The 14,991-nt window shown below is 60.0% G+C and carries 13 protein-coding genes; 11 read left to right on the top strand and 2 right to left on the bottom strand.

Going from position 1 to position 14,991, the window contains the following annotated elements; all coding sequences use genetic code 11:
- Positions 1-13 precede the first annotated feature (13 nt).
- The gene (locus tag L0U84_RS21050; protein ID WP_233852389.1) at positions 14-1,309 is read right to left on the bottom strand and encodes an L-fuconate dehydratase; all 1,296 of its coding nucleotides are present in this window, start codon (positions 1,307-1,309) and stop codon (positions 14-16) included.
- Between the two features lie 191 nt (positions 1,310-1,500).
- On the opposite strand from L0U84_RS21050, the gene L0U84_RS21055 reads away from it, so the two are divergent.
- The 11 genes from L0U84_RS21055 to L0U84_RS21105 all read left to right on the top strand — a co-directional run bounded on the left by L0U84_RS21055 (position 1,501) and on the right by L0U84_RS21105 (position 13,755).
- On the top strand, positions 1,501-2,262 hold the full coding sequence (locus L0U84_RS21055; protein WP_233852390.1) for a GntR family transcriptional regulator: 762 nt from the start codon (positions 1,501-1,503) through the stop codon (positions 2,260-2,262).
- 91 nt (positions 2,263-2,353) lie between these two features.
- Positions 2,354-3,871: a sugar ABC transporter ATP-binding protein gene (locus L0U84_RS21060; protein ID WP_233852391.1), complete on the top strand. Its 1,518-nt coding sequence runs from the start codon at positions 2,354-2,356 to the stop codon at positions 3,869-3,871.
- A 13-nt stretch (positions 3,872-3,884) separates the two neighbouring features.
- The gene (locus L0U84_RS21065; RefSeq protein ID WP_233852392.1) at positions 3,885-4,913 is read left to right on the top strand and encodes an ABC transporter permease; all 1,029 of its coding nucleotides are present in this window, start codon (positions 3,885-3,887) and stop codon (positions 4,911-4,913) included.
- Between the two features lie 119 nt (positions 4,914-5,032).
- On the top strand, positions 5,033-5,974 hold the full coding sequence (locus tag L0U84_RS21070) for an ABC transporter substrate-binding protein (RefSeq protein ID WP_233852393.1): 942 nt from the start codon (positions 5,033-5,035) through the stop codon (positions 5,972-5,974).
- A 327-nt stretch (positions 5,975-6,301) separates the two neighbouring features.
- Entirely contained in the window at positions 6,302-8,251 is a 1,950-nt protein-coding gene (locus L0U84_RS21075; RefSeq protein ID WP_233852394.1) for a putative bifunctional diguanylate cyclase/phosphodiesterase, read from the top strand.
- Positions 8,252-8,292: 41 nt separating this feature from the next.
- Positions 8,293-8,715, top strand: a complete 423-nt coding sequence (locus L0U84_RS21080) for a hypothetical protein (protein ID WP_233856659.1) — start codon at positions 8,293-8,295, stop codon at positions 8,713-8,715.
- 115 nt (positions 8,716-8,830) lie between these two features.
- Positions 8,831-9,055 carry a hypothetical protein gene (locus tag L0U84_RS21085; protein WP_233856660.1) on the top strand — a complete coding sequence of 75 codons (225 nt, stop codon included), beginning with the start codon at positions 8,831-8,833 and terminating at the stop codon, positions 9,053-9,055.
- 233 nt (positions 9,056-9,288) lie between these two features.
- The gene (locus L0U84_RS21090) at positions 9,289-10,995 is read left to right on the top strand and encodes a purple acid phosphatase family protein (protein WP_233852396.1); all 1,707 of its coding nucleotides are present in this window, start codon (positions 9,289-9,291) and stop codon (positions 10,993-10,995) included.
- Positions 10,996-11,443: 448 nt separating this feature from the next.
- A complete protein-coding gene (locus L0U84_RS21095; protein WP_233852398.1) occupies positions 11,444-11,752 on the top strand; it encodes an NAD(P)H-dependent oxidoreductase in 309 nt (102 codons plus the stop codon).
- Between the two features lie 71 nt (positions 11,753-11,823).
- Positions 11,824-12,324, top strand: a complete 501-nt coding sequence (locus L0U84_RS21100; RefSeq protein ID WP_233852400.1) for a DUF2867 domain-containing protein — start codon at positions 11,824-11,826, stop codon at positions 12,322-12,324.
- Positions 12,325-13,314: 990 nt separating this feature from the next.
- Complete coding sequence (locus tag L0U84_RS21105) at positions 13,315-13,755, top strand: hypothetical protein (RefSeq protein ID WP_233852401.1); 441 nt, start codon at positions 13,315-13,317, stop codon at positions 13,753-13,755.
- A 66-nt stretch (positions 13,756-13,821) separates the two neighbouring features.
- Here the strand turns inward: L0U84_RS21105 and L0U84_RS21110 are convergent, their stop codons facing one another.
- Positions 13,822-14,973, bottom strand: coding sequence for a peptidyl-alpha-hydroxyglycine alpha-amidating lyase family protein (locus L0U84_RS21110; RefSeq protein ID WP_233852402.1), 1,152 nt, complete (start codon positions 14,971-14,973; stop codon positions 13,822-13,824).
- Positions 14,974-14,991: the final 18 nt, after the last annotated feature.

A 14,991-nucleotide genomic window follows, 5' to 3' on the forward strand; every position in this document is an offset into this window, starting at 1 on the left:
TGACCGTCCGGCCTCATTCCTGCCACGCTTCTCCTTCCGGATACCAGTACCTGTCCAGCGTCCCTTCCAGCATTTCGATGCTATACCCGGCCCGTTGCGGCGGCATGTAGTGCCCGTTGCGAATCACCACGGGATCCACGAAATGCTCGTGCAGATGATCGACATATTCGAGCACGCGATTCTCGAGCGACGCCGACACGCAGATATAGTCGAACAGCGAAATATGCTGCACGTACTCGCACAAGCCGACACCGCCCGCATGCGGGCACACCGGCACACCGAACTTCGCGGCCATCAGCAATACGATGATCACTTCGTTGAGCCCGCCGAGCCGGCAACTGTCGATCTGGCAGAAGTCGATGGCTTGCGCCTGCAGCAGTTGCTTGAACATCACGCGATTGTGGCAATGCTCGCCGGTTGCGACGCCGATCGAGCCGAGCCGCCGGCGAATCGCCGCATGACCGAGGATGTCGTCGGGACTCGTCGGCTCCTCGATCCACCACGGATCGAACTCGGCGAGGCGACGCATGTTCGCGATCGCCTCATCGACGTCCCATACCTGGTTCGCGTCCATCATCAGCTTCAGGTTCTCGCCGATCTCTTCGCGCAGAATGCGCGCGCGCCGCACGTCTTCTTCCAGATCGCCGCCGACCTTCTGCTTGAAATGCGTCCATCCTTGGGCGACGCCTTCGCGCGCGAGACGGCGAATCTTGTCGTCGTCGTAACCGAGCCAGCCCGCGGATGTCGTATAGGCCGGATAGCCGTGCGCGAGCATTTCCTTTTCACGCTCGCCTTTGGTCTTTGCGTGCCGGTGCAGCATCGCGAGTGCTTCGTGCGGCGTGATCGCATCGGTCACGTAGCGAAAGTCGAGGCACCGCACGAGTTCTTCGGGACTCATGTCGACCAGCAGCTTCCAGACCGGCTTGCCGACGGATTTCGCCCACAGGTCCCACACCGCGTTGACGACTGCCGCGGTGGCAAGATGAATCGCGCCTTTGTCCGGGCCGATCCAGCGTAGTTGGCTATCCGAAGTAAATGCGCGCCAGAAAGCGCCCATATTCGCGGCGATATCTTCGAGCTTCTTGCCGACGATCAACGGCGTGAGTGCATTCACGGCAGTCACGCAGATTTCATTGCCGCGGCCAATCGTAAACGTGAGGCCGTGGCCGGTTAGATTCGGCGTGTCGGTTTCGAGCGTGACATAGGTGGCGGAGTAGTCCGGCGCGGCATTCATCGCGTCGGAGCCGTCCAGCGAACGTGAAGTGGGAAACCGGATGTCCCGAACGGACAGCCTTGTGATCGTAGTCATCTGCGCACCCTCCGGGGCTATGGCTATCGGCTTGTCGTCTGCGGACGCAGACGGATCGGCTACGTGCGCACGTTCTCTGTGTGCGCGTTCCTGCCGCGTGTACGGGTAAGCCCTCGGTTCCCAGATACCAGGCATCCCTAGGTATTCCCAGGCATTTGTACGCGTTGACAACACGGCATTCACTTTCTAGCATGCTAGCATGTCTTCTCGAAATCAAGGCCTCCGTGAATTCCTCAGCCGAACTGGAGAATGCCGCCGGCAATCCTTATGTCGCACTGCAAAAAATTCGCGGTGGGGAGCGGGGCAGTTTGACCGACGCGGTTGAGGCGGCATTGCGGGAAGCGATTGTTACGTTGGCGTTGGAACCCGGCATGATGATCGACAAGATGGCCGTGTGCGAACGGATGGGCGTGTCGCGTTTTCCGGTGTCGTCCGCGTTGGCAAGGCTTGCGCATGCGGGTCTCGTCGAGGTATTGCCGCAGCGCGGCACGCGCGTCAAACCGATCGCGCTCGACGACATCCGCCAGCATCTGTTCATCCGCAGCGCGCTGGAAGTCGAGACGGTGCGTGGCGTGGCGCTGATGCACGACCGGGCCACGCTCGACGCCTTGGCAAGCAATCTCGACCAGCAGCGCAGTCTGGCTGGAAGTGGCGAACGTCTGGCGTTTCATGCGCTCGATCTGGCTTTCCATGAAATCCTGCTCGACGCGGTGAAGCTGCCGCGCGTGAAGGAAATCGTCGCGGTGTCGCGCAATGCGCTGGACCGCGCGAGGCAATTGCTCGCGAGTCCGGAGCGGCTGGTGCATACGCTGGAAGAGCACGAGAGCATCTTCAAGGCCCTGTGCGCCGCCGACGGCGATGCGGCCGCGAAAGCGATGCACGATCACCTCGACCAGGTCGTCGCCGAATTGCACCGGTCCGCGAAAGAACGGCCCGACCTGTTCGCGCCGTGAATGAAAGCTGTAATGAAAGCCGTTGTTCAAGCCGTAAAAAGCTCCACCGTAAAAGCGTTGGTGATATAGGCAGCCGTCGGCAGATCAGCATATGAACCCACTCATTTCCGTCAACAAGCTTTGCAAGAGCTTTCCGGGCGTACGAGCGCTTCATGACGTCCGCTTCGAACTCATGGCCGGCGAGGTCCATGCGCTGATGGGCGAGAACGGCGCGGGCAAGTCGACGCTGATGAAGATTCTCGCCGGCGTCTATACGCGCGATTCCGGCGAAATCCTGTTCGACGGCAAGCCCGTCGATTTTCAAGGTCCGCGCGACGCGCAAGCGGTCGGCATCGGCATCATTCATCAGGAACTGCAACTGATGAATCACCTGAGCATCGCGCAGAACATCTTCATCGGCCGCGAGCCGCGCAAGGGTCTCGGTCTGTTCCTCGACGAAGACAAACTGAATGCGCAGGCGAGCGAGATCCTCGCGCGCATGCACGTGAAACTCGATCCGCGCAAGATGGTCGGCACGTTGACCGTCGCGAGTCAGCAGATGGTCGAGATCGCGAAAGCACTGTCTTTCGATTCGCGCGTGCTGATCATGGACGAACCCACGTCGGCACTCAACGATGCCGAGATCGCCGAGCTGTTCCGGATCATCCGCCAATTGAGAGAGCGCGGTGTCGGCGTCGTCTACATCTCGCACAAGATGGACGAGTTGAAGCAGATCACCGATCGCGTCACCGTGATGCGCGACGGCGAGTACGTGGCCACCGTGCCGACCGAGGGCACCAGCGTCGAGACGATCATCGGCATGATGGTCGGACGCACGCTGGGCGACGTGACGCCGGTCGAGAGCGCGCCGGTGAAAGGAGAGCTCGCGCTCGAAGTGAGAAATCTGGTTGCGGGTCCGCTCGTGCGCGACGTCAGTTTCGAATTGCGCAAGGGCGAGATACTCGGCTTCGCCGGCTTGATGGGCGCGGGCCGCACCGAGGTCGCGCGCGCGGTGTTCGGCGCCGATCCGGTCGAATCGGGCGAGATTCTCGTGAAAGGCATGAAGGCGTCTATCAAAAGGCCCAGTGACGCGGTCAAGCGCGGTATCGGCTACCTGTCGGAGGATCGCAAGCGCTTCGGTCTGGCCACGGGAATGGATGTCGAATCGAACATCGTGATGTCCGATCTCGGCAAGTTCCTGTCGTTCAATATGTTCCTGCGCCGCGGGCAGATTCGCAAAAGAGCGCAGCACTTCATCAAGCTGCTTGCGATCCGCACGCCTTCGGCGACGCAGCAGGTGCGGCTCCTGTCGGGCGGCAACCAGCAGAAGATCGTGATTGCGAAATGGCTCGAGCGCGATTGCGACGTACTGTTCTTCGACGAACCGACGCGCGGCATCGACGTCGGCGCGAAGAGCGAAATCTACAAGCTGCTGCGCTCGCTGGCGGCGCAAGGCAAGGCGATCGTGATGATCTCCTCCGAGCTGCCCGAAGTTCTGCGCATGAGCGACCGCATCGTCGTGATGTGCGAAGGCCGCATTACCGGCGAGCTGTCTGCCAGCGAAGCGACGCAGGAACGCATCATGCATCTCGCGACCCAGCGCGAAACCCTGAAAACGGCACAAGCCTGAAGAGGTATACGACATGACATTGCAAACGGATACGGCGGCGCTCGATAGCGAAAGGCGCATTTCAGGCCTGAAAGCGCGCATTTTTGCGCCGACCGCGGTGCAAAAGATGCTCGCCTTCGCGAGCCTGATCCTGCTGCTGGTGTTCTTCAGTTTCGCTTCGCCGGCCTTCATGCAGATGGACAACATCCTCGGCATTCTGCAGGCGACCGCGGTGAACGGCGTGCTGGCGATCGCCGCCACGTTCGTGATCATTACGGGCGGCATCGATCTGTCGGTCGGCACGTTGATGACGTTCACCGCCGTCATTTGCGGGGTGTTTCTGACCTACTGGCATCTGCCGATGTGGACGGGCGTGCTCGCGGCAATCGCGACGGGTGCGGTATGCGGCACGGTATCGGGCACGCTGACCGCGAAAATGAAGATCCCGCCATTCATCGCGACGCTCGGCATGATGATGCTGCTCAAAGGGCTTTCGCTCGTCGTGTCGGCGGACAAGCCGATCTATTTCACCGATACCGAGAACTTCTACCGTATTTCTCAGGACTCGCTGATCGGCTATTTCCTGCCGAGTGTGCCAATTCCGAACGCGGTACTGATCCTGTTCTTTCTCGCGATCGTCAGCTCGATTACGCTCAATCGCACCGCGCTCGGCCGCTACACGTTCGCGCTCGGCAGCAATGAAGAAGCGGTGCGGCTCTCGGGCGTCAATGTGGATCGCTGGAAGATCGCGATTTACGGCGTGGGCGGCGCGATCTGCGGCATCGCGGGTCTGCTGATCGCGTCGCGGCTCAATTCGGCGCAGCCGGCGCTCGGTCAGGGCTACGAGCTCGATGCGATCGCGGCGGTCGTGATCGGCGGCACGTCGTTGAGCGGCGGCGCGGGCACGATTCTCGGCACCATCATCGGCGCTTTCATCATGAGCGTGCTGACCAACGGATTGCGCATCATGTCGGTCGCGCAGGAGTGGCAGATCGTCGTGACGGGTTTGATCATCATTCTGGCGGTGTATGCGGACATCCTGCGGCGCAGCCGGAGCAGTTGACGAAGGAGCAAGGAAGCAGCAAATAAGCAGGGAACGCAGGAGCAGGAGAGAGAGGGCACGTGAAGGCTCGCTCGAAAGCTCGATAGCGGCTTGATAGCCCAACCATTGGAGGAGGCCCCATGTTCAAGAGAAGACTAATCGGTATCGTGGTCGGTGTCGGTGCGCTCGTCGGCGGAAGCAGTCTCGCGTATGCGGACGAGCCGTATATTCCGCTGATCTCGAAGGGATTCCAGCACCAGTTCTGGCAGGCCGTCAAATCGGGCGCCGAGCAGTCCGCGAAAGCGAACAACGTTAGGATCACGTTCGAGGGACCGGAAACGGAAGCGATGGTCGACAAGCAGATCGACATGCTGTCGGCCGCGCTCGCGAAGAAACCGCAGGCGCTCGGCATTGCGGCGCTCGACAGCAAGGCGGCCATTCCGTTGCTCAAGCGCGCGCAGAACGACAAGATTCCGGTGATCGCATTCGACTCGGGCGTCGATAGCGATATTCCGTTGACCACCTGCGCGACGGACAACCTCGCCGCGGCCGCGCTCGCCGCCGACAAGATGGCCGAGCTGATCGGCAATTCCGGCGAAGTCGCCGTGATCGTGCACGACCAGACCAGCCGCACCGGTGTCGATCGCCGCGATGGTTTCGTCAATCAAATGAAGTCGAAGCATCCGAACATCAAGATCGTGTCCGTGCAATACGGCGCCGGCGATCACCTGAAGTCCGCGGAAATCGCCAAGGCCATGATCCAGGCGAATCCGAACCTGAAGGGCATCTTCGGCGCGAACGAAGGTTCCGCGGAAGGCGCGGCGATCGGCGTCAAGGAATCGGGCAAGAAACTCGTGCTGATCGGCTTCGACTCCGGCAAGGAGCAGAAGGAGAACATCATGTCGGGCCTGATGGCCGGCGCGATTACGCAGAACCCGGTCGGTATCGGCAAATGCGTGGTCGACTCGGCGGTCAAGGCGCTGCATGGCGAGAAGCTGCCGAAGAAGGTCGACACCGGGTTCTACTGGTACGACAAGACCAACATGAACGATCCGAAGATCGCGGCGGTGCTGTACGACTAAGCCAGCCTGGCGATCGCGACTCGGGTAGCCGGGACCGCGCGAATCATCGAAGAGGAAGAGCCGCGCTCTTCCTCTTTTTCATTGTCCTTGCGCAACTTCGGAATCGCACACCGAGCGCTCCGTTGCGTCGCAACAACGTGCAATCCGAACGCTCGTGCCCTGCCGAGTGACTGCGGATTAGCCTCGGTGCAGCAGCTTAAACCCGCGGCTCATAGTCATTTCACGCCATTGCGCGCATTAATCTGATATTTTATGTTTATGTAATCGTTGCACGAGCCGTCCATTCGCATGCCGATTCGGACCCACTAACCGTCGAATGCGCAGGTCATGGCTTTTACCGAACCAAGGTCTCCATTTTTCAAGTGGGTCGTATCGTCGGCCCAGAACCTGAGTCCGGACAACCGGCAGATTCTGCTTGCCAACCTGTTTACGCGAACCGCTTCGATCATATTCGCGTCGATTTGCGAAATCAGCGTTTGCGCAACTGCGTATTATCTCTATCCGATTCCGCTGTATGCCGCGTGGGGTATGGCGGTCGTCGCGCTGCTGATCGCGCGGCTCGTGCTGATCTGGCTATGCCGCACGCGCGCCGCGCAAGGGCTGCCCACGCCGACTTCCGCGTTTCTTTTCGCGAGTCTGTTGTGGAGCGCGCTATTCGGCTTCGGCACATTTCTGTGCAATATCAGCGGAAGTTCCACACTTTTTCTGCTTGGAAACGTTTGCGCGGTCGGTGTGATCGGCGGATTGGCCGGACGCAATGCGAGCACGCCGAGGCTTGCGTTATTGCAGATCGTTTTTATTCTCAGCTTTCTGAGTATCGGCGCGGCGATGTCGCCGGGCAACGGCAAGCTCGTGCTGCTATTTCAGGCGCCGTTTTGCGCGGCCGGCTTTTTCACGGTTGCGCTGCGTAGCAATCGCGACACCGTCGCGTTGCTGCTCGCACGCGAAAACAGCCATCGCCTCGCGCGCCAGGACAGCCTGACCGGTTTGCCGAATCGCGCGCGTATCAGCGAACTGCTGCTCGAACGCACCGGCGAGAGTTCGAAGCGGCAGGGCGACGCGTTCGCGGTGCTGCTGATCGACCTCGATGGCTTCAAGGCGATCAACGACAGTCTCGGCCATGCCGCGGGCGACCAGATTCTGCAGGAAGCGGCGACGCGTTTGCGCGATCTGCTGCCGAGCGGCGACCAGGTTGGCCGCCTGGCCGGCGACGAGTTCGTTGCGATCTCGGACGACGCCGGGCAACTGCGCGACGTGCGCGTGCTGGCCGATCGCATCGTCCGAACGCTGGCGCGGCCGTTCGTGCTGAGCGAAGCGCTCGTGCATATCGGCGCGAGCGTCGGCATCGCGCTTTACCCCGAGCATGCGAAAACGGGTCCGCAATTGCTGATCTGCGCCGATCGCGCGTTGTATGGCGTAAAGCGCAGCGGTAAAAGCGCGTTTGCGATTTTCGACGCCGAGAAGCACGTATCCGACGAAAGCCTGAGCCTGCTGCGCAGCGACCTGGAAGGCGCGCTGAAGTCGTTCAATGGTTTGCGCATGGAGTATCAACCGATCGTCGATCTGACTACCGGCGCGGTAGCGGGCCGCGAGGCGCTGATTCGCTGGGCCCATCCGACACGCGGCGAGTTGTCGCCGTCCGCGTTCATTCCGACTGCCGAACGTACCGGCCTGATCCTCGCGTTGGGCGAATGGGTGCTGCTGCAATCGTGCATGGCGGCGTCGACGTGGCGCGACAAGGTGGTCGTCGCGGTCAATGTGTCGCCGGTGCAGCTGCGCGAGGAAACGTTCGCCTCGACGGTGACGGCAATCCTGCGGAAAACGAGGCTTCCGCCGACGCGGCTCAATCTCGAGGTCACCGAAACGGCACTGCTCAACGACGACGAAGTGACTCGCCGCAATATCACCAGGTTGCGCGCCTTGGGCATCGGGCTGGCGCTCGACGACTTCGGCACTGGCTTTTCGACGATGTCGACGCTCGTGCGCTTCTCGTTCGACAAACTGAAGATCGATAGCTCGTTCGTCCGCGAGTCCGTGCACGGCCGCGAATCGGCGGCCGTGGTGCGCGGCATCGTCGCGCTTGCGCGCGAGATCGGCATGCCGACCACGGCCGAGGGCATCGAGACCCAGGAGCAGCTCAATTTCGTGCGCGTATGCGGTTGCACGCATGCGCAGGGTTATCTGCTCGGCAAGCCGATGTGCAGCGACGAAATCGACCAGTGCGACTCGGTGCTTGAAGCGCGGGTCACCGACAAAGCCGCGCCCGCGGACTTTTGAACTCCGCTTTGAAATCCGCTACCGACGCGATCGAGGTCGTGATGTCGTCTCCCCTGCAATATCAGCTCCGAATCACCGCATCGGCGCAACTCGCCGACTCGCTGCGCGCGGACCCTTCGTGCGCCGCGCATCCCGCGCTTCATGCCATATTGCAGGCGCATCGCGCAACGCTCAAATGCCAGTTCGATGCATTCGCCGACTACGTCAGCGAAGCGGAAAGAATGGGCATCGAGAACTACCCACTCTATCAATGGACGCGGCAGACCATCGAGAATCCGGAGAAGAAAGCGAAATACCTGTGCTCGTTCACGCTCTATGCGAATGGCGACGAGGTGTACGACAAGGCGATCGCCGATGCGCTCGAGACCGGCTTGTCGAAGCTGGTCGACCCGAACGGCATCGTTCGCGTGTCGAGATACGACACGAATCCCGACAACAATCCGCAGCCGCCCGCGCGCGCGTGAGGCAGCCGCTTAAATTTCACTTCGAAAGCTTCACGGTCAAGCGGTTTAACATTTGACGACACGCCACGAAGTTCGTGAGACGATGCAATTTCACTTATTTTTGTGGGAGTGCGACATGGGACTTCTGGACGAAGTGGGCAAGATTGCCGGTGCGGTTGCCGCCGTTGAAGCCGCCGAGAAAGTCGATCCGGAGGCGGGTCTGCTGACTAAAGGCGTGGCCGCTGTCGCTGGATTCGAAGGCGCCGGCAAGCTGGAATCGCTGGTGGAAAAGAAAGAAGAAGAGAAGCAGGACGACGCCGACAACGCTCAAGCCGCGGACGATACGAGTTCGCAGACCTGAGCGCAGCCCGGGCGAATTGCCGGTTGTATGCGCGTGATCGAATCATGCGCTGCACCGGCAATTTGTTTTTCTAGACGTTTCGATTACAACCCTCACCTCCCGCTATTCGCCCGATGTTTTCATCGGGCTGTCATCGCCGTCCGGCTACGATCGTCCGTCACTTTCCGTCCGCGCTCGCCCCGCGGGGCGTTGTTTTGCGCTGGCGTTCTTCCACCTGAACAACCATACCGGACATGTCGAACAGAAAAATCGTCAAGACAACGCCTGCCGATGAGCACGGCGCATCGATCGTCTCACGTCGCGGCTTTCTGAAGTTCGCGGGCGTTTCGGGTCTCGCGACGGCGGCGGGCGCGCTCGCATCGACCGCTCGCGCCGCGAATAGCGGCACCCCCGATGGCACGCCCGAACAGATTCACCTGACCTGGGGCAGCGATCCGACGAGCGAAGTGACCGTGTCGTGGTCGTCGCTCGCGCCCGCGGTCAATCCGCAGGTGCGCGTGAGCGGCGCAAATAGCGGCGACCACGCGAAACATACGGTGCATGCGGTGCAAAGCACGTACACCGACGGCATCAACGGCGAGGTCGTATTCAACTATCACGCGCGCATGCGCAACCTGAAGGCCGACACGAGCTACCAGTACGAAGTGACGGCCGACAACGACAGCAACGCATCGCAACCCTTCACCGCGAGTTTTCGTACCGCGCCGCGCGGCCGCGCGCCGTTTCGCTGGACGAGCTACGGCGATCTCGCGACGCCGAATACCAACTGGGTATTGTCGTCGCCGCAAAGCCGCTTCGCGGTGGCGGCCGTAGAGCGCTTTGAGCCGCTCTTCCATCTGCTGAACGGCGACCTCTGCTATGCGAATCTGAATCCGACGCAGCAGCCCGAGGTGTGGCGCGACTTCGGCAACAACGCGCAGACCTCGGCATCGAACCGGCCGTGGATGCCGTGTCCCGGCAATCACGAACTCGAATTCAACAATGGCGAGCAGGGCCTTGCGTCGTACCTGTCGCGCTATGTGCTGCCGGATAATCACACGCGTTTTCCGGGCCGCTGGTACAGCTTTCGCGTCGGCTCGGTGCTGTTCGTTTCGCTAGATGCGGACGACGTCGTGTATCAGGATGCCGCCGCTTTCGTCGCCGGGCCCGCGGCGCTGACGCCGGTCGCGAGTACCGGCAATCCGCCGATTCCGGCGGGCACGTCGCTGTACGTGCGCGGCTATAGCAATGGCGAGCAGACGCGCTGGCTCGAAAAAGTGCTGCAGCATGCGTCGCACGATAATGACGTGGACTGGATCATCGTGCAGATGCATCAGGACGCGCTCAGTTCGTCGAAGACCGGCAACGGTTCCGACAAGGGCATTCGCGAAGCGTGGCTGCCGCTGTTCGATCGCTATGGCGTTGACCTCGTGCTGTGCGGTCACGATCACGATTACGAGCGCAGCTATCCGGTGCGCGGTTGCAATCACAACAAGGGCACCGACATCGCGACGGGGCGCCCGGTCGATACGTTGCAGCCCAAGCCGATCATGACGGCGGTATCGACGGGCGCGTCGACGTTCGATACGAGCCACGGCACGATTCACCTGATTCTCGGCGGCGGCGGCACGAGCGCGCCGCTCGACGTGTATGGCGTCGATACCGGCACGGGCCTGCCGCAAGCGCGCATCTTCACGAAGCCGAATCGCCCTGTGCCGTCGACGACCGCGGGCGCGTTCGTGCGCGCGAGCGCCGATGCGGTCGAAGACGCGATCTGGTCAGCGCAACGCGACACCGGCACCGGTTATGGCATCGCGGTGTTCGACTACGATCCAGGGAAGCTTGGCGGCGACACGACGATCACGATGAAGTACTACCATGCGCCGGGCGCGGATCAGACGCCGACACCGGACTATGAACTGTTCGAGACGATCGAGTTGAAGAAGAAGCGGCGCGGGTAGAGGAACAAATATTTTTCCAAACGATTGTATGCCACGGAGGGCCGCTCATCACGAGCGGCCCTTCTGTATTCACGCTCACGGCAAGCGCAGGGGTCTACTCGCATTTTGGGCATCTTGGAGTCCCGTTTGACGATTAATCTGTGTGCAAGGCAAAACAGGTGACGTGAAGAAGTACCATCAGGAAAACTAATATCACATGGAAATGATTGGTGTTGAGTGAATCGCGGTCAAGAAACTGATGCTATGGAAGAAGCGCTGGCCGGAGGGCTTTTACCTATCAATTATGATAGGTTTTTGAGACACAAATCGATGATCAAATTAGCTCTCTATCGCTCTAACACCGGGGAATGCTCCTCAGCGCTCGAATCATTCTGTCCTACGCAGGAAAAAGGTGGGATATGAGAACGCTTAAGAAAATGAAAAAGAGCCTATTTCATTCTTCATAAAAATGAATAAAAAAACACTTGTCATTCTGGGCCATCCGAACCTGACGGTCTCTCGCATCAGTGCAGAATTTGCGCGGCAACTGGCAGATTATCCCGTCACACTGCATGAGCTTTGCAAGTCTCATGAACACTTTCAGTTTAACGTCGAGCGTGAACAGGCGTTACTAACCAGCCATCAGCGTATCGTCTTTCTATTTCCCCCTTTACCGGTACTCAGTGCCAGCATTCTGGACGACGCATCGAGGATAAAGCGATTAAAGCCTCCAGCACGGTCCTTCTCAGCTCTACGAGCAACTGCTACAAAAAGCTGAGGTGCAGCAAATTGCATTACTGAATACTGGACCGCAACTACAAGACCAATCTTCGATCTAGGCGGTTTCGCTTGTACATCCGTGATATTTTCTCGAAGGCACCCTTGCTGGCTGACCGTAACGAGTTGGACTTCTTCCACCAGGATCGATGCTTGGTTTCTGCGTGTGTCACCGCATTCCAAACTTACTGCGGCATGACGAACAGCAGTTCCAAGTTGCTTCGGATTTCATTATGGTTGCGCGATCGCCTCAGCGGACTAGCAGGAGTTCGCCCAATTCATGGATTTGCGAGAGAGCGACCGACGACAACACCAGTAACTGGTGATGTGATCGACTTCTTTGAAGTTCACCACATTACGAATGAGGAGCTATTTTTGGTTGCGAGCGACCGCCATCTGCGCGTTCTGGTCGCGCTCATGCTTTCACCGGTATTGGGTTCGAAACGAGAGTTAACAATAACCACGAGCGTCAAAACCCACAATATGTTCGGTAAGGTCTACATGGTGCCGGTCGCATGTGCTCATGGCCTTATCGTCCGGTGCATGCTGCGCCAACTGACAAGCCGTTATTGAACTGTCAAGATAAGTAGAATGAAATTCTTGCCATTACTCCCAATTTGTTGCACAAGGACAGCCAAGATGATGTGCTCGTTCACTGTGTCCAAGACTTACCGTCCGTACGACTTACAAATAGACAGTGGGACGAGCTAGTCACAAAGTCTTCGACAGAAGAGCAGGAGCTACTGAACGAGTTCTACCTGCCAGACCGCACAGGTCGAATTCTCAAAGGGGTACCGGCGCGAATATCAGCAGAAGACGCTGCACGCCTGGACAACTTTGAGATCGATCTGGGTTCGTTATATTCGTGGTGTGGCGAACAATGGCGTTTGACTGCTACCGTTTTGCCCGCTGGTTTTCCCACCACTTGTTCCCATTCTGTTAGACAAGTTGCACGCCGTTGACGCCGCTCTTGGCTTTCATACGCAATTTGCACCACTTGATCCCACGTCCGTCTTTTTCTTCAACTTGGCGGGCTGTTTTGTTGTGGTTTGGAGCATGGCTAAGCTGAAGACTCCGACGCCTGAAATCGCCAAGTTCGACGCAGGACTGCGATTTGCGCTTGTGTTGTGTCAGATTTGGGCCGTATTTGCGGGTGGCACACCGCTGCTCCTGGTTATTTCGGCGGTGCTCCTAGTCATAGGCGTCCTGGAGTGGCTCGCGTCGTCCCGTTCAAAATGCGGAACCCGCGTTCACTCCCCCGACCGTCCTGTCGTTGCCCCACAAGGGAAATGATGGGCATGGCGAACGCTGACCAGTCAAGCCGGTGCTACACGGCCTCGACGTGCTCTCAGTTTGCGCCAAATCGCTGCCCCTGATACACCCCACGTGGTGCACAACTCTTGGGCATTGGCTTCACAATGACGGTTGCCCTTCACGCTCGCCCCAAGTGCAACCCTGCATTCACTTTGTTACACGTCTTACCCCCACAGACCGTCGTGGTTACAAAGCCCTTTCTGAAGCCCCGCTATACTCGGCGCCGTCTCACTAAAACAAAGACCCGTTATGTCGAAGAAAATCATCCAGATGGTGGCCGTGGTAGCACTGAGCATCTCGGCATCGTTGCCGGCATTCGCCGGTGATATGAACAACATGCTCGGCGGCGCGCTCGGTGGCGTGGCTGGCGCGGCAGTCGGCGGCGCGGTGGGCGGTAGCACCGGCGCAGTGATCGGCGGCGCGGTGGGCGGCGGTGCGGGCGGTGCGGTCACGTCGAATCGCCGCGAACGGACTGGCGCGATCATCGGCGGCGCGCTCGGTGGCGGCGCGGGCACCGCGGCCGGCAATGCAATGGGCGGCCGCACCGGCGGTCTCGTCGGCGCGGCGCTAGGCGGCGGCGCAGGTTCGGCGCTCGGCGGCAACATCTCGCGCTCGAACTCGTACGCCAACGACTATTCGCGCGGCTACCATTCGTCCAGGCATCATCACAACCATCGCCGTTACGACTGATACGGCCTGGCATCCGCGGGGCCGATCCGCATTCTCATCCCGCACGAATGCGGCGGCCCTTTCCCATCACGCATGCAGAACCAGTTTCTGAATACGCCAGTTCAGCAATTCGGCAACGAATAATACGTTCTCCGAAGGACAGGCCATCTGGTGAATCCAGCCGAACTGCTTCGGCTGTTTCCCCGATTTGCCGAGCACGCCAAGTACCTTGCCGTCGAGTGTCATCTTGTAGATGCGGCCCGGAAATGCATCTGCGCTATAGAGCACCGGGTTCGGCCCCGGCGAAATGCAGATCGCCCATGGTGATCCCGGCGCAAGCGTGCCCGCCGCGAGGTCCGCTTCGTTCGGCATGTTGCCGATCGCGGGACGCGCGTCCGGGGGCACCGGCACATCGATCGTGAACTGACGCAGGAATGTGCCCTCGGTATCGAACACCTGGATGCGCCGGTTGCTGCGATCCGCGACATACACATGGTCATGCGCATCGACCGCGATGCTATGCGGCGTATGAAATTGCCCCGGACCCGTGCCGCGATCTCCCCATGACTTCAGCCAGTTGCCGTCGCGATCGACTTTCGCGACGCGCGAATTGATGTACCCGTCGCTGATGTAGGTGTTGCCCGCTTTGTCCCATGCCACGTCGGTCACCTGACGAAAGCGTCCGGGCTCGGATGGCAGCGGCGGATTCGGATGCTTGAGCGGCCCGGTCGTTTCGTCCGACGCATCCTGCTTGCGGCCGAAAACCATCGCGACGCGTCCGTCGGGCGTGAACTTGATCACCATGTCGGAGCCTTTGTCGGTGACCCAGATGTTGTCGTGCCGGTCCGCCTTCACCGAGTGCGCAAACGACCACGCATAGAGGTTGCGGCCGATTTCGCGCACGAAGCGTCCGTCGGGCGCGAACTCGAGCAGTTGCGCGGCGGCCGCGCCATAGGCGGGACCGCTGGTGTTGCCGCGCGACAGCACGAAGATGTGGCCACGCGAATTGACCGCCACGCCCGTGCATTCGCCGAAGTACATGTCATTCGGCAAACGTACGGGATTAGGAATCGAGTCGTAAGCAAGCGTGGGTATGGCGGGTGTATCCGCCGCGAACGTGGACGGCATCGCAAGTCCGGCGGCGCTCCCGGCCAACAGGTTCATGAAAGTCCGGCGGCTCATCGCCCGATGCTCCGGACTGCCGCAGCATGCACACAACGACGCGTATCGTTCGCTCATTCACTGTCTCCTGGAATA

The organism is Paraburkholderia sp. HD33-4 (genome assembly GCF_021390635.1).
GTDB lineage: Bacteria > Pseudomonadota > Gammaproteobacteria > Burkholderiales > Burkholderiaceae > Paraburkholderia.

Bases quoted from the DNA above. Each gene is read 5' to 3' on its own strand.
- L0U84_RS21110 (WP_233852402.1), bottom strand. From the start codon at position 14,973: ATGAGCGAACGATACGCGTCGTTGTGTGCATGCTGCGGCAGTCCGGAG.
- L0U84_RS21095 (WP_233852398.1), top strand. From the start codon at position 11,444: ATGAATAAAAAAACACTTGTCATTCTGGGCCATCCGAACCTGACGGTC.
- L0U84_RS21080 (WP_233856659.1), top strand. From the start codon at position 8,293: ATGTCGTCTCCCCTGCAATATCAGCTCCGAATCACCGCATCGGCGCAA.
- L0U84_RS21060 (WP_233852391.1), top strand. From the start codon at position 2,354: ATGAACCCACTCATTTCCGTCAACAAGCTTTGCAAGAGCTTTCCGGGC.
- L0U84_RS21050 (WP_233852389.1), bottom strand. From the start codon at position 1,309: ATGACTACGATCACAAGGCTGTCCGTTCGGGACATCCGGTTTCCCACT.
- L0U84_RS21075 (WP_233852394.1), top strand. From the start codon at position 6,302: ATGGCTTTTACCGAACCAAGGTCTCCATTTTTCAAGTGGGTCGTATCG.
- L0U84_RS21065 (WP_233852392.1), top strand. From the start codon at position 3,885: ATGACATTGCAAACGGATACGGCGGCGCTCGATAGCGAAAGGCGCATT.
- L0U84_RS21105 (WP_233852401.1), top strand. From the start codon at position 13,315: ATGTCGAAGAAAATCATCCAGATGGTGGCCGTGGTAGCACTGAGCATC.
- L0U84_RS21055 (WP_233852390.1), top strand. From the start codon at position 1,501: ATGCTAGCATGTCTTCTCGAAATCAAGGCCTCCGTGAATTCCTCAGCC.
- L0U84_RS21090 (WP_233852396.1), top strand. From the start codon at position 9,289: ATGTCGAACAGAAAAATCGTCAAGACAACGCCTGCCGATGAGCACGGC.
- L0U84_RS21085 (WP_233856660.1), top strand. From the start codon at position 8,831: ATGGGACTTCTGGACGAAGTGGGCAAGATTGCCGGTGCGGTTGCCGCC.
- L0U84_RS21070 (WP_233852393.1), top strand. From the start codon at position 5,033: ATGTTCAAGAGAAGACTAATCGGTATCGTGGTCGGTGTCGGTGCGCTC.